The organism is Domibacillus antri, from assembly GCF_001936625.1.
Lineage (GTDB): Bacteria > Bacillota > Bacilli > Bacillales > Domibacillaceae > Domibacillus > Domibacillus antri.
Genome location: NZ_MSDU01000033.1, coordinates 1 through 21,165, shown reverse-complemented (window position 1 = coordinate 21,165; position 21,165 = coordinate 1). Strand labels below are relative to the sequence as shown.

Sequence of the window (21,165 nt, the reverse complement as noted above, 5' to 3'; positions counted from 1 at the left end):
AAAAGTAACTCGGCGTTGACACAAGCTGAAGAACAGCGTATGCTGTTCTTTTTTTGTTGTAATGATAATGAGTTTCCATTCAGGACAAGTTTTATGTTTCGGTTTCGCTTTTCGGCTGGACGAGGTGATCGAAGGTTGTATTACGTGATAGACGAATTCCTGCCACCTGCCACAACCCCATATCTTCCGTTTTCAAAGAGTCATCTGTACAGGGATATCATAGCGAGTGTGTTAGTTTTTTTGTGTGCAAAAAAGACCATTCATCTCCAGCCTGCATATTGGGCGGTGCCATTCTCACTCCCCAAGGTGGGGGCGCTTCTCACCTAAAAACGATAAAGAGCCCGGAGAAACGTATACACATTCTGCGGGCTCTTTGTTGATTTTATAAAAAGCGTTTTCGTACATCAGGCGATGGGAGCATACAATGATCTTCTTTTTTGCCAAACCATTTGTAACGGTTTCTTGCAATAAAATCGTAAAAAAGATCGCGGATCGGGCTCGGGACGATTACCAGCGCATATAACATATTCCATCTTCTGGATAAATGTCTGCTGATCCGAAGTGCCGCTGCTGATTTAAAATAGGCTTTTCCATCCTCGACCAGCATCATGCTGTCCATGTCATCCGGTACGTTATATTCTTTTGTAAGTTTTCGTCCAACATCGCTTTGCAAAGATGCAAAGTGGAAGTATCTCTCAGCATCACGTTTTATAATAAACTGCACACTGGAATCACAAAAGTTGCATTCACCGTCAAATAATACAATGGCACTCATTTTATCTGCCTCCTAAATGAAAGAGTGATCTCTTACTAATTTAGCCGCTTTTGCACGGTTTGAAACACGGGGTTTACGAGAGAGTCACACTGCATTCTTTTTTAAGAGGTTGTGCAGCGTGACGAAAATGGCAGCGGAGATAAGGATGAGTCCCGTCATAAGAAAGCCGCCGGATGGGGACAATGCAAGCAGACCGGTGATGCCGGAGCCGGCCACAACGCCGAGTGAGAAAAAGGCGTAAAAATACCCGTATGCTTTGCCGCGCTGTCCCGGTTCGACTGCACCGACGAGCAATGAATTGATTGAGGGAAATAAAAAGGCGAATCCGACGCCGTATATCCCCATCAATAAATAAAGGCTCTCTGTGCTTTCCATCTGCCCGAGCAAAATAAGACTTGCTCCCATCAAGGCAACACCAAACGCGAATGTGTAAACAGGCTTTAATACATCAAAGAGGCGATTTGTCGGCAGCAAAAAAACGAGAATAGCCACAATGCCAAAAGTACTTAAAAGAAGTCCGCTGGTTTTTGTATCGTAACCGAGGTGAATGACTTTGAGCGGCAGCATGTATGCCAGCACACCTTGCGAAAACATGAGCAAAAAAGCGCCGGTAAAGGCTTTTAACACGTCTGGATGACTCAAAAATGTGCCGTCCGCTTTTGCTTGATGCAATAGTTTGCCCTGAACATCCGCCCGCAGAAAAGAAATAGCGAGCACACCAAGTAAAAGCATAATGACAGCTGTTACCGTTAAAACAGCTGTTTCACTTGCCCGGCTGGCAACAATACCGCTGAATGCCGGACCGATAATAGCCGCTAGTCCAACAAAAGCGCCTGAAATTGCAGCGCCTTTTCCTTTTTCCTCATTCGCCGTGGCATTGGCCAGATAGGTAAAGGCCGCCGGTGTAATGAAGCCGGCCATTAAACCGTGGACAAAGCGGATCGCCAAAAGCAGCCAAGCATTATCAGCGATATTATATAAAAACAGGGCAATGCCGGTAGAAATCAATCCCGTAATCAGGACATAAAAAGGTCCATTTTTATCGGTTAAAAACCCGGACAGCACATTGCCGATTGTATTAGAAAAGGAGTATATGCCGACAATTAAACCTGTTAAAAACGGTGTGGCGCCAAGTGACTCGGCGAAAGGACTCATGATTGGCAATTGTGTAAATAAATCAAAGAATGAAAAAAAGATAATGACATAGACGAATTTGCGCATGAACATAGCCGCCTTTAAATGAATAGGATAAGACTATCATCTGTTACGTAATGAGCAAGTGTCAACTGATTTGATACGGCAGGGGAAATTAGTTTGATTTTAGAAAGCATTGCTATACACTATGAAAAGCAGAATATGAAAGAAGGATTACGGATGAATCAATTACTTAAAACACTTATTCATACAGCACAGCACCCGGAAGAAGCCGATCTCATTATTCAAAACGGCATGGTTGTTGATGTGTTTTCTCTCCAAACGTTTGAAGCGGACATTGCCATTAAAGATGGATACATCGTCGGCATTGGTACATATAAAGAAGGAAAGACGATTATTAATGCGGAAGGGAAATATGTGATGCCTGGTTTTATCGACGGTCATATCCATATTGAATCGACGATGGTCACGCCGGCGGAATTCTCAAGAGCTCTCCTGCAGCACGGTGTAACAACGGTTGTCACGGACCCGCATGAAATTGCGAATGTAGCGGGAAAGAAAGGCATCGAATATATGCTGGAAGATGCTGAGCATGCGGAGATCGACATTTTGATGAAGCTGCCTTCCTGTGTGCCGGCGACTCCGTTTGAACAAAATGGAGCGGTATTGACGGCTGCTGATTTGCGGCCATATTTAACTCACAAAAACGTCATTGGACTAGCTGAAGTAATGGATTATCCATCTGTGTTGAAGGCGGATGATGGAATGTTGGAAAAAATAACGATTACGACGGATCACGGTTTGACTGTAGATGGACATGCAGCCGGCCTTTCAGAAGACGCACTGAATGCTTACAGTACGGCGTCGATTCGCAATGATCATGAAGCAGTGAGTGCATTTGAAGCGGAAGCCCGTGTTCGAAGAGGCATCCACGTCATTGTAAGGGAAGGGTCTGCTGCGAAAGATTTGCTGGCGATTTTACCGGCCATCACGGAGCGGAACAGCACACGCTTTTCATTTTGCACGGATGATAAACATCTGGATGAGCTGGCGGCGGAAGGGACGGTCAATTATGCGGCGCAGCTGGCGATTGAAAATGGGCTCAATCCGCTTATCGCGATCCAAATGGCGACACTAAATAATGCTGTGTGTCATCAGTTGAAAGACAAGGGGGCAGTGGCGCCGGGATATGCGGCGGATTTATTAATTGTGGAAAATTTGAATGAACTGCGGCCCTCGACGATTGTGAAAAAAGGAAAAGTAATCGATTTCTCCGCTTTACAAATAAAAAAGACACCAGTTCCCGTGCTTTTGAAAGAATCGGTTAAGATGAAAAAAGTCGATAAGCAGTCATTGCAGATCCCGATTCAAAATGGACAGAAAGCGATCATCATTGAAGTATTACCCGGGAAATTAATCACGAAAAAATTAATTGAAGATGTGCAAACAAACGAAGGATTTTTTGAAGCGGATGTGAAACGGGACCAGCTTAAAATCGCTGTTTGCGAGCGGCATCATGCGACGGGCAGTGTCGGTGTCGGCATTGTGAAAGGCTTGAAGCTGAAAAGCGGAGCCATTGCGTCAACGGTCGCCCATGACTCGCATAATCTGGTGGTGGCAGGGACAAACGATGAGGATATGATGACAGCGATTGAAACGATTGAACAGATGCAGGGCGGTCTGGTCATTGTTGACAATGGTAAGGTTCTTGCTTCTGTTACTCTCCGTGTCGGCGGTATTATGTCAGAAAAGCCGTATGAAGAAGTCATGGAAGAATTGCATCATTTGCACGAACAGCTTTCCATTGTGGCGGAAGAATCGCAAAATATTTTTATGATTTTATCGTTTCTATGTCTGCCGGTGATCCCGAGTTTAAAGCTGACGGACAAAGGACTGTTTGATGTCGATTCATTTCAGCATATTGAAGTTGGAATAAAAAATAATTGAAAAAGTAATCTTTTCTATTTAAGAACACGAATTCATGACTGATGCTATAAAGAATGTGCGGGCGGCATTATCCGGTATTCAAGAGGAAGCTTCCCTCGTTAAGCTATACGGCATTACTTTTCAAAATAAATAAAATTGAACAGTACATGTTTCATTCAATAAAGCATTGACACGAGACTTGTAATGGAGATACAATGTTTCTTAATCTAATAACTGAGAGATGACATTTTATCTTTTATATTCACGCCGCTTTAGCCTGTTGTTAATGTAATCATTGACCGCATGAAAAAGCCGTCCGGATAATATAAAAGATAAGAATGAGATAAATCGGTATATTTCTTAACCTGGTAACAGGGAGAGGTATGCCGGTTTTTTGTTTAATGGGGGAGCACAATGGAAAAAACAAAAGGTTCAATTGAAGCTGAGATCAGTAAATTGTTAACGCAGTGGGAAAAAGATTATTTGGGCCGCGGCTCTGTTTCCGTGAAGACAGATATTTTGCGGGATATGATTATTGTAACACTGCGCGGTGTGCTGACGCCGGCTGAATATCGTTTATGCGAAACGAGGGAAGGGATGTTATCAATTAAAAGAACCCGGTCCGACCTTGTGAAATCAGGGGCGGAAGAATTGAAGGATATTATTGCTGAGAAGACGGGTGAAGAGGTGAAAAGCTTTCATACTGATATTAGTACACAATCAGGAGAGCGAGTCATGATTTTCAAGCTCGCCCGTGACTTTGAAAAAAGTATTCAAAATAAATGATGTTGTATCACAATAGATAGGGAGATCACCCAAAAAACACAAGTGGTTAGTTGGAGATAAACCGGCAATGTTCAGAATGAATGGTCAAAAGGCCAAACAACATTCTGTTATTGCCGGTTTTTTTTATGAAGTGGAGGAAAATGAAATGTATGAAATTATGATGCAAAATTTACTGTCACCCGTTGTATTGTTTTTTGTACTCGGCCTGTTCGCGGCCATTGTGAAATCTGACTTGAAATTTCCGAATGGTCTTGGGGAGGCATTAAGTATTTATTTATTAATGGCCATCGGATTAAAGGGCGGAATGGAGCTCTCTCACTATTCCGTTGAATCAGTAGCAAAACCCATCCTCGGCACACTTTTGCTGGGGACAGTGCTGCCGGTGATTACTCTTTTAATTATGCGGCTTATTAAAATGGACCTTTACAATGCCATCGGATTAGCGGCGGCATATGGTTCTGTCAGTATTGTCACTTACGGAGCGGCAGTCTCGTTTCTTGAGAAAAATGGAACATCGTATGAAGGATTTATGAATGCAATGGTCGTTCTGTTAGAGAGTCCGGCGATCTTGATCTCACTTCTATTACTTAAAATAATGGAAAAGACAAAAAAACAGCCAATTATAACATTACAAAACGCGGGGGTCGTACACCCGGCGCTGCAGCTTATTGATAAAGAAGTGATAAAAGAAAGTTTATTTGGAAAAAGTGTATTGCTTTTACTCGGCAGTTTAATCATCGGACTGGCAGTTGGAGAGGCAGCTTTGCCGGCCGTTAAACCATTATTTATCGACTTGTACAGCGGTGTTTTAATGTTATTTCTATTAAACATGGGGTTAATTGCTGGAAAGCGCCTGCCGGAATTACGGAAACATGGTTTGAAGCTGGTGCTATTTGGGATATTCATGCCTGTATTTTCTGGAGTATTAGGGGTTTTGGTAGGGAATCTGGCCGGGCTTTCACCAGGCGGTGCTGCACTTATGGGTGTCCTGGCTGGAAGTGCTTCATACATTGCTGCGCCGGCCGCGCTAAAAACATCTGTGCCGGAAGCAAGTCCGTCTATCTATTTAGGGTTATCTTTAGGAATCACGTTTCCTTTTAACCTCATAATTGGTATTCCTATTTACTACCATTTTGCGCAATGGATACAATAATAAAGTCGTTGAAAACACACGGGGGCGGCCGTGTGTTTTTTTTATGAGGCAGTATAAGAAGAATTGACATTTATCCATTTTCTCACTATAATGCAGTCGACGAAAGCAGGTGACGGACATAAAAATATCATTTTTGGATTATATAAGCATTACCATTCACCAGACGGATTTGAAGCTGACAGGCTGGGTGAAGGATAAGCTCGCCCCTTTTAATCTGGCACCGGAACAAAATTTAATTATGATGCTTCTCTGGGAAAAAGACGGACGGACGCAAAATGAAATTGCGGATAAGCTGGATAAAGATAAAACGAATATTACGCGAATGCTGGCAAGCCTGGAGCAAAAAGGTTTTATTAAACGGTCGATGATACCGGACGATCGCCGGTCACTTCGGGTATGTTTAACCGATGAAGGCAAAAAACTGGAGTGTGAGATCATTCCGATTACGGAAGAGTTTCATCGGATGGTGACGAAAGGCATTACGGAAGATGAATTAACGGAAGTACGCCGTATTTTATTGAAAATGCGTCAAAACGTACAATAAAATATTTTAAATTCAAACAGTTGCTATGACAACTAAATGTGTGGTACACTACATTCGTTCTAAAAAAAGCAACTGGAGGAATGACAATGTCAAACGTATTATTTGTAAAAGCAAATTCGCGCCCGATTGATCAGTCGGTCAGCGTTCAATTATATCATGCATTTTTGGACAGCTACAAAAAAGAAAATCCGTCCGATACGATTACGGAATTGGATCTTTTTGCTGAAAACCTGCCTTATTATGATACAGACAAAATTAACGGCATGTTCAAACTGTCAAAAGGAATGGAATTGACAGAAGATGAGAAAGCCGCAACAGATCTTGTAAATAAATATTTAAATCAATTTTTGGAAGCGGACAAAGTAGTGATTGCATTCCCGCTTTGGAACTTCACCATTCCTGCTGTTCTTCACACGTATCTGGACTATTTGAATCAGGCTGGTAAAACATTCAGCTATACACCGGAAGGTCCGGTCGGCCTTTTGAAGGATAAAAAGGTGATCTTGTTGAATGCTCGCGGCGGCGTTTACTCCGAAGGCCCGATGCAGTCACTTGAAATGGCGGTCAATTATGTAAAAGCAATCCTTTCTTTCTGGGGCGTACAGGATGTGCAGACGGTTGTCGTTGAAGGACATAACCAGTTCCCTGATCGTTCACAAGAAATTATCGAGGCCGGCGTTAAAACGGCAGAAGAAGCTGTATTAAGCTTTTAATTAAGGAGCTGTCTCACTTGTTGAGGCAGCTTTTTTTGTATGCATTTCAACATCGACAGAACATTTGCGCTCCGATAAAATGATAAAATAATATGAATTTTAAACAGGAGATGAGAGCGGATGCATAGAAATCCTGAATTGCACCAATTTTTATTAAGTAAAGCATGGAAATTAACGGAGGATTGGTACGCATCTCTGGATAAATCCAAGACCGCCGGCGTGTATGCTTCCAATGATCCGGAAGTGATTCAAAATTTAAAAAGGCAAAACTATTCCTTCCATGAACATTTATGCGACGTATTTATAAAAGAAGAAGACTCTTTTTTTCATGACTTTATCAAGTGGATTCTAGAGGTTGCGGAGGATTCACAGCATTTAAACACGCCTATTCATATTATTCTAGGTGAGTTTTTAAACGTTCAGGAACAATATCTTGATCATATCGATGAATTTGTCAGTCATCATGAAGGTCAATATACAAATGAGGAAATCAATCGATGGAAGCGGATGGTCATTAAAACATTCGGGAAAGTCATCACCCGGTTTGTTGAAGAAAATCACAATGTGTCGCAAATGAAGCTCCGCAGCCAGCAGGAAGTCATTCATGAATTAAGCGCACCTGTCATCGCGCTGCAAAATCAAAAAGGGCTGCTGCCGATTATTGGTGCAGTTGATACGGATCGTGCACAGCATTTGCTTGAACAAACGATTAAGCAATGTGTGGAAAAACGTATACAACATCTCTTTATTGATTTATCCGGCGTGATGATTGTCGATACGATGGTAGCAATGCAAATTTTCCGCCTGATTGATTCGCTGAAATTAGTTGGCGTAAAAACGACATTATCCGGCATCCGGCCGGAAGTGGCAATGACATCCATTCAGCTTGGATTAAATTTTAATGATCTTGATATTACAAGTAATCTTGCCCGGGCATTAAAAGAGTGAAGCATTTCAAAAAGCGGATGGTTTTTGAAATAGCACCTGTCAAAAACCGGAAAATTCTGTATAATGGATAAAACAACATATGCTTTTTGGGGGATGGTCTGATGAATAAATTCGTTTTTGCGCTGTTGGTCATTTTAACAACTGCTTTAATGGGGTCCTCATTTGCGGTGGGAAAAATGGGGCTGGCGTATTTTTCTCCGCTTTTGCTTGTTGCATTCCGGTTTACGATTGCCGGTGTTGTCATGGCAGCTGCGGTGAAGGTTTGGAAGCGGCCGCATCCGGAAACAGCGAAACAGTGGATGCAAATGGCGGCGGTCGGATTTTTTCAAACGGCCGCTGTCATGGGGTGTATTTTTTTGAGTTTGCGGACGATTACATCGGGGGAATCTGCCATTTTAACGTTTACCAATCCGCTTCTCGTCGTTGTGTTCGGAACGATTATTTTGCGGGTCCGGTATAGAATGGTGCAATGGATTGGTGTTGTGCTTGGGATGGCCGGTGTATTTATTACGATGGGCGGCCGGCTGGATATCGAAATCGGTACACTGCTTGGATTTATGTCGGCTGTTTCCTGGGCCATTGCGACGCTGCTCATTAAAACGTGGGGTTTCCGTCTCGATACGTGGGTGCTGACAGCCTATCAAATGCTGTTTGGGGGTCTATTTTTATTTGCCGGCAGTTTTTTACTGGAAGAACCGTTTATTGAAGTGAATGCGGCATCGATGTTTATTTTAATATGGCTGGCGTTTATGGCTTCTATTGTACAATTTGCGGGCTGGTTTTACTTGCTGCAGACCGGCGATCCAGGGAGAACGAGTGCTTTTTTGTTTCTTGCACCGTTCTTTGGCGTATTAAGCGGCTGGCTGCTGCTGGATGAGCAGCTGCATTTGTACGTATTAACAGGCGGTGTGCTTATTTTTGCCGGGATTTTTCTTGTGAATTGGCGAAGCGGCCCTATTCAACCGGCAAAATGAAAACATTTTCTTTTTAATGGCTTGCTTATTTTTACGGAAGCTGTTAAGATAAAAGAGAATTATTTTTGTTCGAGAGGTACAAGTGCTGTAAAGCTTATTGTCTTGATATTGCTTTGAGCAGGAATAGTATTATTTTGTGCAAATTGCACAACGGGAGGCAACATAACATGGAACAAGGTAAAGTAAAATGGTTTAACGCAGAAAAAGGTTTCGGTTTCATCGAGCGCGAAGCTGGAGACGACGTATTCGTTCACTTCTCAGCAATTCAAGGCGAAGGCTACAAAACTCTTGATGAAGGTCAAGAAGTTACGTTCGAAGTTGAACAAGGCCAACGTGGTCCACAAGCAACTAACGTACAAAAAAACTAATCATAATATACTTTATAAAAAGGCAATCTCATTTGAGATTGCCTTTTTTGTATAGGAAAATGGTTTTCATTGAGCTGTGAACCTGGTCGAATGGCGTTGAACGCGAGCAGCGAAAAAATCCCGATGCTTTTTGCAGACGGGATCAGTTGTCGAAAAAATTCTCTGTATAATACGGCTGTGACTCTTCATTGAATGCGACACCGACACCTAAATAGCTGAAATCATCATTTAAAATATTTTTACGGTGACCGGCTGAATTCATCAATCCTTCATGTGCGAAAATACTGCTGTACTGTCCGTACGCTAAATTTTCACCGGCCGCCATAAATGGAATACCGTCGTCTTCCATCCGGTCAAACGGAGATTCACCCTGCAAATTCGTATGGTCAAAATATTTATTTTCGGCCATGTCCAGACTGTGATCGCGGGCTGTTTTCCGTACTTGATCGTCCCATGTCAACACGGAAAGTCCATGCGTCACACGCGCGGCGTTTGTGACGTCAAAAAGCTGATATTCCAACCCTTCTTTTAAAGAAGTACTTTCTGCCGCATACATCCCTTTTTTACTTGCTTCCAAATCGTCATCTATAATTTGAATGGCCGTTACTGTATGGTTTTCATGGACATCGTAAAAAACAGTCACATAAGTACCGTCAAGATGGAAGTAATCATGCTCGTCCGTTTCATTCAAAATGTAATACGTCAATCCTTTTCGCATCTTATCCATCGGTTCACCGAGTTTTGCCCGCACGGTTTCCTTTGGTGTGTTAAGCGCAATTCCGGCCGTGGATGAAATTAAATCATGGCTCGTATAAAGGCCGTTCACCTGGTTGTTTTCGTCGTACGACACCATCAAAAAGTTATGATAATTTTCATGATACGCGTACCAGTCAACACCATATTCATTTTGTGAATGACGTTTTGGTGAGCCGATTTCCTGCTCCACATCTTTGCGGGCATCACCAATCTGCACATTGTAAACGGAAAATGTCTGTGAGTCAGGTACAGCAAGCGCCGGTTTTTCCACCTGCACAACAGATTGATCGGGCTCAAACCCAATCCAGCTCCCGACTTCGCTTATCACTGTATCAACTGCCTGAATAACAGCCGGATTTTCTCTCACTGTATCCACTTGCTCTTTAATAACATCTATAAACGACAAATCGACATATTGCTCTGCATTCTCTTCCCAGAGAGGCCGCGTCTGATATACAACGACTAACAGCAAAATAAACAGGAATAACTTTTTCAATCATTCACTCTCCATTCTGCTTCCATTGTACCGAAAACGACACGAAATTTCATGTGAATAGGCTTTCTCCTTCATCAATCATGAAATGAATATATACTTCAGGAAAAAATGTTGTTATAACATAATAGCGCACCTTTTTATTAAGGGAAGATAAATCAAGCGAAAGGAGAGAAAAAATGATCAGCAAAATGGAGCATACGGCCATTGTGGTGAAGGATATGGACCGGTCCATTCAATTCTATACAAATATGTTTGGGTTTAACGTCCGTCTTCGCGGCAGCAGTCCGATCAGAGAGATGGCGTTCTTATATCTGGAGGCGCAGCCTGATATGGAGATTGAACTTATTCGGGATATCGATCCAATCGGCGAATACAGTGAAAGCGGTATTGTGAATCATCTTGCTTTTACAGTTGAGGATATCAATGAAAGCCGTCCGCTCTTATAAAGAAAAAGGGATCGAATTTACGTCCAGTGAGAGAAAACCAACGCTTGAAGGAGGCCGAATGATTTTATTTTACGGTCCGGACCGGGAGCTGCTGCAATTGGCAGAGCGGGCAAAAATTTGAATAGAGCAGATAGAAAATGATCGCGAGGGTTAATAAGGTGAAATAATTCACAAAGTTTTTTTAATTTCTAATTATATTATCTTTTATATTGAAAGCGTTATTATAGAATAGAATTATGTTTTCGTTATTTTACTTTATCGGAGGTAGACAATATATGGCATACAATAAATTGATTCGCACGCTTATGATCGAAATTCCGTCCGTGCCGGGAAGTCTTGGGAAAGTGACGACCGCCATCGGTGTTGCGGGAGGGGACATTGGAGAAGTAAAGACGATAAAAGTGGGGCTCGCTTATACATTGCGCAACATTACGGTTCAGTTCGAAAATGAAGAGCAGCTGTCGGAAATATTGGCGGCAATCAATAAACTGGACGGTTTTCGGGTGCAAACCGTTTCAGATGAAGTGCTCCGTGCGCATGAAGGCGGAAAGGTTCAAATGAAAAGTAAAGTGCCAATTGAGAGTTTAGCTGATTTAAGCCGGGTATATACACCGGGTGTAGCCAACGTTTGCCGGGTTATTCAAGAAGAACCTGAAAAAGCAAAAATTTACACAAACATCGGCAACAGTGTGGCGATCGTCACGGATGGAACAGCTATTTTGGGGCTTGGCGACATCGGTCCGGTTGCGGGAATGCCGGTTATGGAAGGAAAATCCGCATTATTTGACCAATTAGTCGGCATCAATGGCATTCCTATTTTGCTTGACACAAAAAATCCGGATGAGATTGTCGAAACGGTGAAACATATTGCGCCTGGCTTTAGCGGTATTTTACTTGAGGATATCGGGTCGCCGCATTGTTTTGAAGTGGAAGAGCGGCTGAAGAAGGCTCTCGACATTCCCGTCATGCATGACGATCAACACGGAACGGCTGTCGTCACACTGGCTGCGGTCATTTCTGCCTGCAAGAGCACCGGTGTGGATTTAAAAGAAGCAAGCGTCGGACAGATTGGCCTCGGCGCAGCGGGTCTAGCCATTTGCCGGATGTTGATGGCGTACGGTGCAAAGTCTGTGCTTGGGGCGGACCGGTCTCAAGAAGCAAAAACACGTTTGGAAAATTACGGCGGAACAGCTGTTGACCAGCTTGAGGAATTGATGGAGCGCTGTGATATCGTCATTGCAACAACAGGTGTTGCGGGCTTGATCAAAAAAGAATGGGTTCGTAAAGGACAAATCATTTTAGCGCTGTCTAATCCAAAGCCGGAAATTGAGCGGGGAGAAGCGCTGGAAGCAGGAGCGGCCTATGCAGCAGATGGGCGTTCCGTTAACAATGTGCTTGGATTCCCCGGTATTTTCCGAGGTGTGCTGAATGCGCAGGCGAAAGAAGTAACGCATCCAATGCTTGTTGCCGCAGCCGAAGCGATTGCTTCATGCACGAAGCCGGGTGATCTCGTGCCGCAGCCGTTAGATCCGGAAGTTCATGAAGCGGTGGCGGCAGCGGTAGAAAACGTTGCATTGAATTTAGGAAAGAAATAAATAAATCAAAAGGCCGTCCCAGCGTCAGGAAAACCTGATGGAAGGGGCGGCTTCTTTAGCTGGCCGGATCAAGCCGCAGCCATATTTCTGTTTTTGTTTTATGCTCTCTTTTGAACGATTTGCTTTCGGCTTTCCTGCCACGGAAGTGTGTCTTTGAAAAACAGGATCGTTTCAATGGCAAGCAAGGTCACTAAAACGGGAATGCCGGATTGAATCACGATATTCTGAATGTGCAAAAAGATTGGATGATGACCGGATAAATTGATGTTCAGTGTAAAGAAATAAAAGGTGCCGAATGTAAAGTTGCGCGCCCATTGAGAGACGTGATACCGGCCGATTGCTTCATTAAATGAATATTTATTTAAACGGACGTACAGACGCCGTAATTCAATTCCTTCAATGATGACAAATAGGACGGCTGCCCATATCCACATAAAGAAAATCAGCTTCATGGGTAATGCACCCGATATAATTGAGGCGATGCCGGTAATCGACATGGCGCCGTGAACGATGCAATTTGTATTTTTCCAGCCATCCGATAATTGATGGGAATGGAATGATTTGAAACGAACAATCATGAGCGCGAAATTAACGAAATAAAATATAAGTCCGATCAAAATGGCGGCGCGGCTCATATTTAACAAAATCGGATGCTCGAACAATGTATTAAATAAAATAATGAGTGACTGCGTACTGACAGTCGATAGAAAAACAATGCCGTGGACTCGCTCGTAATAATTAGCTGAAAAAATGACTTTGTAGCACTTTAAGCATAAAGATAAATAAAACACCAACAGTCCTGTATTTAATACAGCGATGGTGAAAATGATGTTTTTAAAAAAAGGATAATGGTAATACAGGACAAGACACAGGATGGATGTGGAAGCGACCCAAGTGCCGACTGCAAAGCTTTGAACAGGATGTGTTAAATAGCGCCTCCGGAATACGCCTTTAAAAGCAGCTCTCATAAAAGAGAAAATAAGAATGAGCCAAATCGCAAAAAGTGAAAAATCAATAAGATACGCTGGAAAGACAAATGGAATGTCGAATCGCGGCGCGGCGTCGATTAAGAAAATGCCGATTGCCATAATCATGGCACCATATGAGGCATCAATTCGGCTGCCGCGAACCATCGGTGATTTTACAATAAGTAAAACGAAAAATAAACATAACCCGAGAATGACCCGATGCAATCGAAACAGCTCCCTTTTTACAGATAAGTTTACTTGGTTTTAGATAAACAAGTATGTAAAATACTTGTTAAAACAATAGACTTATCATAGCAATGGAAAAAAGAGGAGTCAAGGTAACGCTAATATTTAATGCGAAATATTTTCAGACCTTGAACAGGAATGAATGCTTCCTCAATTCGGTGTACGTTCGCAAACAAATTGCCTTTTTAAGAGCGGCTAAAAAAGTCTCGATATTTTCAGTTGTACCTTCCGTGTGAATCGCAACGGACCCATTGTCTAAATTTTGCGCCCAGCCGGTTATATCATGATCGGCTGCGGTCATTTGGGCAAAATATCTGAACCCGACACCCTGTACCTTCCCTGATACCATTAATCTTCTTGCTTCTTTCATGAGAACCGCTTCCTTTCTATTTCGTTTTCTTTATTTTACAATAGAAGAAAGGGGGGGAGCGATGTTGAAATCCATTGATCCAAATCAATTACCGGAACGGGAAAATTATAAATTCTTAACGGGCAGTATTATTCCGCGTCCGGTTGCGTTTGTGACGACTCAATCAAAAGCGGAGGTGTTGAATGCGGCTCCGTTTAGTTACTTTAATATTGTGACGGCTAACCCGCCGATGATCTCCGTGTCAGTCCAGCGCCATAACGGCGAGATGAAAGATACTGCGCGCAATGCGGTGGAGCAGAAAGAGTTCGTTGTACATATTTCAGATGAGTCGTATATTCATGAAATTAACGAAACGGCCAAGGTACTTCCACCGGATGAAAGTGAAATTGATTTGACAAGTTTAACGCCAATTGACAGTGAAAAAGTAAGTGTGCCGGCAATAAAAGAGGCAAATATCCGCATGGAATGTGTGCTTGAGCAGGTAGTCACACTCGGGGACGGCCCGGCGTGTGATTTACTGATTGGCCGCGTCGTTCAATATCATATACGTGAAGATTTATATGAAAAAGGAAGAGTCAATGCTGAAAAACTCGCGCCGGTCAGCCGCCTTGCCGGCAACTATTATGCAAAGCTGGGCGAAATGTTTGAAATTGTCCGCCCGAAGTAGAAAAGAGGAAATGGGAATGAATGGTCAAAACAGAAATGATATTAAGCCGGGGCTTGAAGTGAACATTGTTCTGAAAAAAGATCAGCGCACCGGCGCGAAGACACGCGGCATTGTAAAAGATATTTTAACGAATTCAAGCTTCCATCCGCATGGCATCAAAGTCAGGCTGCAGGACGGCCAAGTCGGGCGTGTGTGTGATATTTTATCGTAAATAAAAAAATCGATGGGGTCTTCCCCGTCGATTTTTTTATGATTTCCAGAATGGTTCCTGCACTTTTTTAAGCGTGTTAACACTAATATCAAACAACTCTTTTTCCTTTTCGCTGAGCGGAATTTCAACGACTTCGCGTATTCCCTGCCGGTTAATGACTGCCGGCACACCGATGTATACATCTTCATGCCCGAATTCGCCTTCGAGTAAGGCGGACACTGTTAAGACAACGTCCTGGTTTTGCAAAATTGCCCGGGAAATACGTGTCAATCCCATGGCGATACCATAGTATGTAGAGCCTTTTGCTTCAATGATTTCATATGCCGCATCACGAACCTGCTCCGCGATTTCTTTCATTTTATCTTCCGGGTTTTCAGTGTGGTCCCGCGCTACATAATCTTTCAGCGGGATACCTGATATATTCGCGCTGCTCCACACTGCTACTTCTGTATCACCATGTTCGCCGATAATGGAGGCATGGACGCTTGTGGGTGCTACGCCGAATTGTTCGCCGAGAAGATAGCGGAAACGTGCTGTGTCGAGAATGGTACCGGAACCGATCACACGCTCCTTCGGCAGACCGGAAAATTTCCATGTTGCGTATGTTAAAATATCGACGGGATTCGTCGCGATCAAGAAGATGCCGTCAAAGCCGGAGTTCATGACTTGCCCGACAATGCTTTTGAAGACCGCCATATTTTTTTTCACGAGCTCAAGGCGGGTTTCACCCGGCTTCTGATTCGCTCCGGCGCAAATGACCACAAGGGCTGCATCTGCACAGTCTATATATTGGCCAAAGCTTACTTTTGTTGTTGTCGGAGCGTAAAGGACACCGTGGTTTAAATCCATCACATCGCCCATTGACTTTTGTTCATTTAAATCAATTAAGACAAGTTCATCGCACACGCCCTGGTTTAACATCGAAAACGCATAGCTTGCACCGACTGCACCTGTACCGATCAGAACGACTTTATTGCCTTTTATTTCGATCATCCTAAACACTCCTTCATTTAAATGAGGTTGTAAAATACATAATGTGAAATTATTCACAAACTTATTATAGAATGCTGGCGGCCGGATTGCAAGTATGGATGTGGAGAGTATGTTTCGAATAGGTGAACGTCAGTCATGTTGAAAGCGTGGAGCGGTCCCATAAGTGCGGATGGAAGGCCGCATTCATGGAGAATCGACTATAGAAATGAAGAAGGGGGATGGCTTAATGAGCTTTTGAGCCCCCCCTCTTTTTTTCAGAAAATGAGTGGTCAGTCTCTGTCTCCACCGATGAAATCGAACATGCCGGCGAGTCCGCCTTCTCCTTTTGAGTCGCCGTTTTGCGGCATCGCAGCGAAGACACGGCTGGCGAGACGGCTGAATGGAAGGGACTGCACCCAAACTGCCCCCGGTCCGCGCAATGTTGCTAAAAACAAGCCTTCCCCGCCGAACAATGCTGTTTTCACGCCGCGGACCATTTCGATATCGTAATCCACATCGCCCGTCATGGCGACAAGACATCCCGTATCAAGGCGGATCGTTTCACCCGGCGCAAGTGTCTTTTTATAAATCGTACCGCCGGCGTGTACAAAGGCCATGCCGTCCCCTTCTAATTTGTGCATAATGAATCCTTCACCGCCGAAAAAGCCGGTGCCGAGTTTGCGCTGTAATTCAATGTCTATAAATACGCCTTTAGCTGCGGCCAGAAATGCATCTTTTTGACAAATGATTTTTCCATTCAGCTCGCTTAAATCCATCGGAATGATTTTCCAGGATATGGGGAAGCGAATGATACGTGCTTTTTCCCGTGTACTTCATTCGTAAACGTCGTCATAAATAAACTTTCGCCTGTCAGTACACGTTTACCGGCTCCGATCAGTTTTCCCATAAAACCTCCCTGATTTGAAGAGCCATCCCCAAACACTGTCTCCATTTTAATGCCGTCATCCATCATCATTAAGCTGCCGGCTTCGGCAATAACCGTTTCCTGCGGGTCCAGTTCCACCTGTACAAACTGCATGTCGTCGCCAAAGATTTGGTAATCAATTTCGTGGTTGTTCATTTGTTATCCTCCGTTATTTTCAAATAAGAGTACGCGTGAACAGGTGAAAAGTTTCGGGAAAAGGAAACTTTGTTAATTGGTGTAACCTTAAGAAGGATATCCCCAGTTGATGACATCAATGACAAGATCGGCAGAAGCAGCTGGATTTTGTGCGTTAACAAACCTTTTTTCCGCCGTCCTCCATGAACTAAATATTAAGCTGGGGGAGCGGCTATTGATGGAAATGAAGTGACAGCCATCGTGTAAACGCATCGAAGGCTGTCACTTTTATAGTATACTTTTTTATACTATATGATAAAAAAGTGTGTACTTTCATCAATGTTATATAACATTTATTATATGACTTACAGGTCAAGTATATATTTAATGAATTGAAACAGATTAACATGACGAAATCAGGGAACGTTAAAAATGAACAACAAACCGTTCATCTGTTTGATTTTTTAATCCGATGTTTTTTTGAAAGGGGATTTTACAATGAATCGTTTTACTATTCCTAGAGATATTTTTTATGGGGAAGGCGCCCTGGAAACATTGAAAACATTAGAGGGGAAAAAAGCCACGATCGTCATTGGCGGTCAATCAATTAAAAAATCGGGCTATCTCGATAAAATCGATGCTTATTTACGCGAAGCGGGCTTTGAAACGCAGCTGATTGACGGCGTTGAAAATGATCCGTCCGCTAAAACCGCTTTTGAAGGTGCCAAGAAGATGCAGGAATTTCAGCCGGATTGGATTATTTCCGCAGGCGGCGGTTCTCCGATTGACGCAGCGAAAGTGATGTGGATTTTTTATGAGCATCCGGAGCTGACATTTGATGAAATTAAAGCGCCGAATCCACTGCCGGTTTTACGAAACAAAGCCCGTTTCGCGGCAATTTCGACAACAAGCGGCACAGGAACGGATGTGTCTCCTTTTTCTGTTATCACCGATCATGAAACGGGAACGAAATATCCGGTATTCGGCTATGATATTACGCCGGACGTAGCGATTATCGATCCTGAATTGACTTATTCAATGCCGGCGGATATTGTTGCGTACACGGGAATGGATGCATTAACGCACGGAATTGAGGCGTATGTGTCAACAATGCATAATACATTCTCTGATCCTTTAGCGATGCAGTCCATCAAAATGTCGGTCGACAATATCGAAAAATCAGTAGCCGGAGATAAACAGGCAAGAGAGGAAATGCACTATGCTCAGGCGATCGCAGGCATGGCCTTCTCAAACGGATTTTTAGGTATCGTACACAGCTTATCGCATAAGAGCGGTGCGATTTTTAACATCCCTCATGGTCTTGCGAATGCTCTTTATTTGCCGTACGTGATCGATTTTAATAAAAAGGCGGACGGCTCCCGGTTTGCGGATATCGCGAAAATGCTTGGACTTGCCGGCAGCACAGAAGACGAGCTGATCGACTCTTTGACAGATTTACTGCGCCGTTTAAATAAATCAATGAACCTTCCGTTAACGCTTCAGGAATTTGGGGTTGACGAAAGTGAATTTGAAAAGCATCTGGATCAAATGGCGGCAGGTGCGATTAATGATCCGTGCACGCCATCCAACCCGCGAGAAGTATCCGTTGAAGAGATGAAAAAACTTTACATCGCCGCATATAAAGGTGAAAAAGTAAACTTCTAAAAATTTCGAAAGGAGCTGCTGATGCAGCTCCTTTATTTCTTGATTCCGACAACCCTGATCCGGCAATAATCCGCTATCCAATGATCGCCATGAAATAATATGCTTCTTAATTCACTGTCAGCTTCAGTAATAATCCGGTCTTTTTCCTCGTTCGTCCGGTTTCCCATGATAACATCGCCAAACATCTTTATCCAATTACGCATACCGTTTTCACCATCCAGCGGTGTCGGCCGTTCGAAGTGTTCGGCCAAAGTGACATGAAAGCCTGCCTGTTCCATTAGCGCCGTATATTCTGCAATGGATGGGAAATACCATGGAAAAGACTCTGCATCATAGTCATCCATTTGATTAATGACTGCGCGGGAAATAAGTTCAACGTTTCCTTTCCCGCCAAATTCAGCGACGAATCTTCCGCCCGGTTTCAAACTCTTATAAATGCTGCTCAATACTTGATCGGGCGGCTTAATCCAATGGAGCGCCGCATTGGAAAATACAGCATCAAATTCACTGCTATAACCTAAATTACGCGCATCTCGGATGAAGAAAGGGACAGTGGGATACTTATGCTTCGCTTTTTCAATCATCGCAGCCGATTGATCTATGCCGACCGCTTCAATTCCTTTTTCAGCCAGGGTATGCGCAAGATCACCGGTACCGCAGCCGACATCCAAAATCCGTTCACCCGCCCTCGGCGCCAGCAGCTTCACAACATCCTGTCCGTATTCTGATACAAATCGGTGTTTTCCATCATATAGCTGTGCGTTCCAATTCATCATCCATCACTCCTTTGAAAAGTAATAGTTGAATTGTATCGTTTTTTTTATATAATGAATATTAACAAATTTAATAAAAACCAATAACAATCTGTTATAAGGAGAACTAAAATGGATATGAAGTGGCTTCAAACATTTATAGTGGCAGCAGAACTTGAAAACTTTAGGCGGGCATCTGAAGAACTTTATATTACACAGCCGGCTGTCACAAAGCACATTCACCGTCTTGAAGATTATTTGAATATTCTTCTGTTTGAACGTAACGGAAAATCAGTGAAGCTGACAGCAGCTGGCCACAAATTTTTACCGCTCGCGAAAGAAATGACGTACACTTTTAATAAAAACATGAATGAATTTGATTCATGGAAACAAGGATATAATAAAAAACTGACCATCGTCTGCGCACCGCAGATTGCATCCTCATATTTGCCGGATCTGTTAAAAGACTTCATTAAGGAATATCCGAATATCGAAGTTGACATCGATATTTCAAAATCATACGAAATTGGCAAGAAAGTGAGTGCCGGCACCGTTGATCTCGGACTCGCCCGTATGCCATCTCCGTACACGAACACGACGAGTCATATTGTCCAGAAAGAACCGGTTGTGCTCGCTGGACCGATTATAGATGGGGCGGACGAATCTTATCTTCTCGCTCATTACCGTGTCCTCACGCACAACCACCCCGGATACTGGGATGCTCTTCTAAAAGATTTGAAACAGTTCAATCCACATATTCAAACAATGGCTGTCAGCCAGATCGAAGTCACAAAGCGATTCATAGAAGCAGGGCTTGGCATCTCCTATTTGCCGTTATCCATGGTGCAGGAAGAGCTGATGGTAAAAAAAATAAGCATCTATCCATCTGCTTCATCAGAAACTCAAACGTCATTGACATACTTGATCGAGAAAGTGGAAACAGAAGAAGGGAGACTTTTTAAACAATTTGTGATGAATTTATAAAGAAGGTGTGCGAACGGTTTTAGATGCGGTGCACTTTGAAAGAAAAAAAGGCGATTTCAAAAAAGTATTGACTTACCTATTATAAAGGTGATAAATTATATAGCGTCGCTGATAAAGAATTGTGATTTTGAAGAACAATTATTCATCAATCGCTATTTTAAAAAGAAGCTGATGACCGTCACTTGAACATGCAAGCATCATTCATTTCATGACAGTAATCACGAAGGATAGTAAAAAACTTTTTCGAGGAATATTTTTTTGAAAAGAGTTGACATCCTCGCTTGATACGTGTTATGATGTTGGAGCTGTCGAGAGATGGTGAAACAAATTGAACATTGAAAACTGAACAAAATCAATAAAAACGTCAACGTTTTAGAATTAAACTTTCTATATGAAATGCCCGTCATTTCGATGGGAAGAAGAAGCAAGAAACATCGGTTAAGTTCGCAGCGTCCTGCTGCAACACCGATGCCAGCACATCCGTGTGCTAGTCAAACTACTTTTTGGAGAGTTTGATCCTGGCTCAGGACGAAAGCTGGCGGAGTGCCTAATACATGCAAGGCGAGCGGACTTGACGGATCTTGCTCTGTTCAAGTCAGCGGCGGACGGGTGAGGAAAACGTGGGAATCCTGCAC

The 21,165-nt window shown here is 43.1% G+C and carries 22 protein-coding genes, 1 rRNA gene and 1 pseudogene; 16 read left to right on the top strand and 8 right to left on the bottom strand.

Annotation, left to right across the window (positions count from 1 at the left end; genetic code table 11):
• Positions 1 to 382: 382 nt before the first annotated feature.
• Entirely contained in the window at positions 383 to 775 is a 393-nt protein-coding gene (locus BTO30_RS13360; protein WP_075399216.1) for a thiol-disulfide oxidoreductase DCC family protein, read from the bottom strand.
• An 84-nt stretch (positions 776 to 859) separates the two neighbouring features.
• Positions 860 to 1,996: an MFS transporter gene (locus BTO30_RS13355; protein ID WP_075399215.1), complete on the bottom strand. Its 1,137-nt coding sequence runs from the start codon at positions 1,994 to 1,996 to the stop codon at positions 860 to 862.
• A 153-nt stretch (positions 1,997 to 2,149) separates the two neighbouring features.
• Between BTO30_RS13355 and ade the strand changes: the two genes are divergently transcribed.
• The 8 genes from ade (at position 2,150) to BTO30_RS13315 (ending at position 9,342) form a co-directional block, all read left to right on the top strand.
• The gene (gene ade / locus BTO30_RS13350) at positions 2,150 to 3,877 is read left to right on the top strand and encodes an adenine deaminase (protein WP_075399220.1); all 1,728 of its coding nucleotides are present in this window, start codon (positions 2,150 to 2,152) and stop codon (positions 3,875 to 3,877) included.
• Between the two features lie 393 nt (positions 3,878 to 4,270).
• Entirely contained in the window at positions 4,271 to 4,642 is a 372-nt protein-coding gene (locus BTO30_RS13345; RefSeq protein WP_075399214.1) for a Na-translocating system protein MpsC family protein, read from the top strand.
• A 145-nt stretch (positions 4,643 to 4,787) separates the two neighbouring features.
• Positions 4,788 to 5,795 carry a sodium-dependent bicarbonate transport family permease gene (locus BTO30_RS13340; protein WP_075399219.1) on the top strand — a complete coding sequence of 336 codons (1,008 nt, stop codon included), beginning with the start codon at positions 4,788 to 4,790 and terminating at the stop codon, positions 5,793 to 5,795.
• 133 nt (positions 5,796 to 5,928) lie between these two features.
• Entirely contained in the window at positions 5,929 to 6,339 is a 411-nt protein-coding gene (locus BTO30_RS13335) for a MarR family winged helix-turn-helix transcriptional regulator (protein ID WP_483863591.1), read from the top strand.
• 86 nt (positions 6,340 to 6,425) lie between these two features.
• A complete protein-coding gene (locus BTO30_RS13330; protein ID WP_075399213.1) occupies positions 6,426 to 7,052 on the top strand; it encodes an FMN-dependent NADH-azoreductase in 627 nt (208 codons plus the stop codon).
• 120 nt (positions 7,053 to 7,172) lie between these two features.
• A complete protein-coding gene (locus BTO30_RS13325) occupies positions 7,173 to 8,000 on the top strand; it encodes an STAS domain-containing protein (protein ID WP_075399212.1) in 828 nt (275 codons plus the stop codon).
• 101 nt (positions 8,001 to 8,101) lie between these two features.
• A complete protein-coding gene (locus tag BTO30_RS13320) occupies positions 8,102 to 8,974 on the top strand; it encodes a DMT family transporter (RefSeq protein ID WP_075399211.1) in 873 nt (290 codons plus the stop codon).
• Between the two features lie 167 nt (positions 8,975 to 9,141).
• Positions 9,142 to 9,342, top strand: coding sequence for a cold-shock protein (locus tag BTO30_RS13315; RefSeq protein WP_075399210.1), 201 nt, complete (start codon positions 9,142 to 9,144; stop codon positions 9,340 to 9,342).
• Positions 9,343 to 9,484: 142 nt separating this feature from the next.
• Here the strand turns inward: BTO30_RS13315 and BTO30_RS13310 are convergent, their stop codons facing one another.
• Positions 9,485 to 10,594, bottom strand: coding sequence for a CAP domain-containing protein (locus tag BTO30_RS13310; protein WP_075399209.1), 1,110 nt, complete (start codon positions 10,592 to 10,594; stop codon positions 9,485 to 9,487).
• A gap of 176 nt (positions 10,595 to 10,770) precedes the next feature.
• Between BTO30_RS13310 and BTO30_RS13305 the strand changes: the two genes are divergently transcribed.
• From BTO30_RS13305 to BTO30_RS13300, 3 genes are all read left to right on the top strand, one after another.
• Positions 10,771 to 11,040, top strand: coding sequence for a VOC family protein (locus BTO30_RS13305; RefSeq protein ID WP_245796471.1), 270 nt, complete (start codon positions 10,771 to 10,773; stop codon positions 11,038 to 11,040).
• On the top strand, positions 11,018 to 11,161 hold the full coding sequence (locus BTO30_RS17720) for a hypothetical protein (RefSeq protein WP_245796469.1): 144 nt from the start codon (positions 11,018 to 11,020) through the stop codon (positions 11,159 to 11,161). The genes BTO30_RS13305 and BTO30_RS17720 overlap by 23 nt, the downstream gene beginning before the upstream one ends.
• Before the next feature lie 154 nt (positions 11,162 to 11,315).
• Complete coding sequence (locus tag BTO30_RS13300) at positions 11,316 to 12,635, top strand: NAD-dependent malic enzyme (protein ID WP_075399208.1); 1,320 nt, start codon at positions 11,316 to 11,318, stop codon at positions 12,633 to 12,635.
• A 98-nt stretch (positions 12,636 to 12,733) separates the two neighbouring features.
• Here the strand turns inward: BTO30_RS13300 and BTO30_RS13295 are convergent, their stop codons facing one another.
• Positions 12,734 to 13,828 carry an SLAC1 family transporter gene (locus tag BTO30_RS13295; RefSeq protein WP_075399207.1) on the bottom strand — a complete coding sequence of 365 codons (1,095 nt, stop codon included), beginning with the start codon at positions 13,826 to 13,828 and terminating at the stop codon, positions 12,734 to 12,736.
• Between the two features lie 142 nt (positions 13,829 to 13,970).
• Complete coding sequence (locus tag BTO30_RS13290) at positions 13,971 to 14,219, bottom strand: acylphosphatase (protein WP_245796467.1); 249 nt, start codon at positions 14,217 to 14,219, stop codon at positions 13,971 to 13,973.
• A 64-nt stretch (positions 14,220 to 14,283) separates the two neighbouring features.
• Here BTO30_RS13290 and BTO30_RS13285 point away from each other — a divergent pair, with 64 nt between their 5' ends.
• Together BTO30_RS13285 and BTO30_RS13280 are read left to right on the top strand one after the other, a co-directional pair.
• On the top strand, positions 14,284 to 14,886 hold the full coding sequence (locus BTO30_RS13285; RefSeq protein WP_075399217.1) for a flavin reductase family protein: 603 nt from the start codon (positions 14,284 to 14,286) through the stop codon (positions 14,884 to 14,886).
• Positions 14,887 to 14,902: 16 nt separating this feature from the next.
• Positions 14,903 to 15,097: a YwbE family protein gene (locus BTO30_RS13280; protein WP_075399206.1), complete on the top strand. Its 195-nt coding sequence runs from the start codon at positions 14,903 to 14,905 to the stop codon at positions 15,095 to 15,097.
• 36 nt (positions 15,098 to 15,133) lie between these two features.
• Here BTO30_RS13280 and BTO30_RS13275 read toward each other — a convergent pair whose 3' ends face one another.
• Together BTO30_RS13275 and BTO30_RS13270 are read right to left on the bottom strand one after the other, a co-directional pair.
• On the bottom strand, positions 15,134 to 16,090 hold the full coding sequence (locus tag BTO30_RS13275) for an L-lactate dehydrogenase (RefSeq protein WP_075399205.1): 957 nt from the start codon (positions 16,088 to 16,090) through the stop codon (positions 15,134 to 15,136).
• 269 nt (positions 16,091 to 16,359) lie between these two features.
• Positions 16,360 to 17,150, bottom strand: a pseudogene (locus BTO30_RS13270) (TIGR00266 family protein).
• Between the two features lie 477 nt (positions 17,151 to 17,627).
• On the opposite strand from BTO30_RS13270, the gene BTO30_RS13265 reads away from it, so the two are divergent.
• Positions 17,628 to 18,794 (top strand): iron-containing alcohol dehydrogenase, encoded by a 1,167-nt coding sequence (locus BTO30_RS13265; protein WP_075399204.1) that lies wholly within the window; start codon positions 17,628 to 17,630, stop codon positions 18,792 to 18,794.
• Positions 18,795 to 18,826: 32 nt separating this feature from the next.
• Here the strand turns inward: BTO30_RS13265 and BTO30_RS13260 are convergent, their stop codons facing one another.
• Positions 18,827 to 19,567, bottom strand: coding sequence for a class I SAM-dependent methyltransferase (locus tag BTO30_RS13260; protein WP_143331972.1), 741 nt, complete (start codon positions 19,565 to 19,567; stop codon positions 18,827 to 18,829).
• 111 nt (positions 19,568 to 19,678) lie between these two features.
• Here BTO30_RS13260 and BTO30_RS13255 point away from each other — a divergent pair, with 111 nt between their 5' ends.
• On the top strand, positions 19,679 to 20,530 hold the full coding sequence (locus BTO30_RS13255) for a LysR family transcriptional regulator (protein ID WP_075399202.1): 852 nt from the start codon (positions 19,679 to 19,681) through the stop codon (positions 20,528 to 20,530).
• Positions 20,531 to 21,030: 500 nt separating this feature from the next.
• Positions 21,031 to 21,165: ribosomal RNA gene (locus BTO30_RS17505) — 16S ribosomal RNA — on the top strand; the annotation flags it as partial.

What these genes read in the sequence shown, in the direction of transcription:
- BTO30_RS13360 (WP_075399216.1), bottom strand. Translation starts at nt 775, where the DNA reads ATGAGTGCCATTGTATTATTTGACGGTGAATGCAACTTTTGTGATTCC.
- BTO30_RS13355 (WP_075399215.1), bottom strand. Translation starts at nt 1,996, where the DNA reads ATGCGCAAATTCGTCTATGTCATTATCTTTTTTTCATTCTTTGATTTA.
- ade (WP_075399220.1), top strand. Translation starts at nt 2,150, where the DNA reads ATGAATCAATTACTTAAAACACTTATTCATACAGCACAGCACCCGGAA.
- BTO30_RS13345 (WP_075399214.1), top strand. Translation starts at nt 4,271, where the DNA reads ATGGAAAAAACAAAAGGTTCAATTGAAGCTGAGATCAGTAAATTGTTA.
- BTO30_RS13340 (WP_075399219.1), top strand. Translation starts at nt 4,788, where the DNA reads ATGTATGAAATTATGATGCAAAATTTACTGTCACCCGTTGTATTGTTT.
- BTO30_RS13330 (WP_075399213.1), top strand. Translation starts at nt 6,426, where the DNA reads ATGTCAAACGTATTATTTGTAAAAGCAAATTCGCGCCCGATTGATCAG.
- BTO30_RS13325 (WP_075399212.1), top strand. Translation starts at nt 7,173, where the DNA reads ATGCATAGAAATCCTGAATTGCACCAATTTTTATTAAGTAAAGCATGG.
- BTO30_RS13320 (WP_075399211.1), top strand. Translation starts at nt 8,102, where the DNA reads ATGAATAAATTCGTTTTTGCGCTGTTGGTCATTTTAACAACTGCTTTA.
- BTO30_RS13315 (WP_075399210.1), top strand. Translation starts at nt 9,142, where the DNA reads ATGGAACAAGGTAAAGTAAAATGGTTTAACGCAGAAAAAGGTTTCGGT.
- BTO30_RS13305 (WP_245796471.1), top strand. Translation starts at nt 10,771, where the DNA reads ATGATCAGCAAAATGGAGCATACGGCCATTGTGGTGAAGGATATGGAC.
- BTO30_RS17720 (WP_245796469.1), top strand. Translation starts at nt 11,018, where the DNA reads ATGAAAGCCGTCCGCTCTTATAAAGAAAAAGGGATCGAATTTACGTCC.
- BTO30_RS13300 (WP_075399208.1), top strand. Translation starts at nt 11,316, where the DNA reads ATGGCATACAATAAATTGATTCGCACGCTTATGATCGAAATTCCGTCC.
- BTO30_RS13290 (WP_245796467.1), bottom strand. Translation starts at nt 14,219, where the DNA reads ATGAAAGAAGCAAGAAGATTAATGGTATCAGGGAAGGTACAGGGTGTC.
- BTO30_RS13280 (WP_075399206.1), top strand. Translation starts at nt 14,903, where the DNA reads ATGAATGGTCAAAACAGAAATGATATTAAGCCGGGGCTTGAAGTGAAC.
- BTO30_RS13275 (WP_075399205.1), bottom strand. Translation starts at nt 16,090, where the DNA reads ATGATCGAAATAAAAGGCAATAAAGTCGTTCTGATCGGTACAGGTGCA.
- BTO30_RS13265 (WP_075399204.1), top strand. Translation starts at nt 17,628, where the DNA reads ATGAATCGTTTTACTATTCCTAGAGATATTTTTTATGGGGAAGGCGCC.
- BTO30_RS13260 (WP_143331972.1), bottom strand. Translation starts at nt 19,567, where the DNA reads ATGAATTGGAACGCACAGCTATATGATGGAAAACACCGATTTGTATCA.
- BTO30_RS13255 (WP_075399202.1), top strand. Translation starts at nt 19,679, where the DNA reads ATGGATATGAAGTGGCTTCAAACATTTATAGTGGCAGCAGAACTTGAA.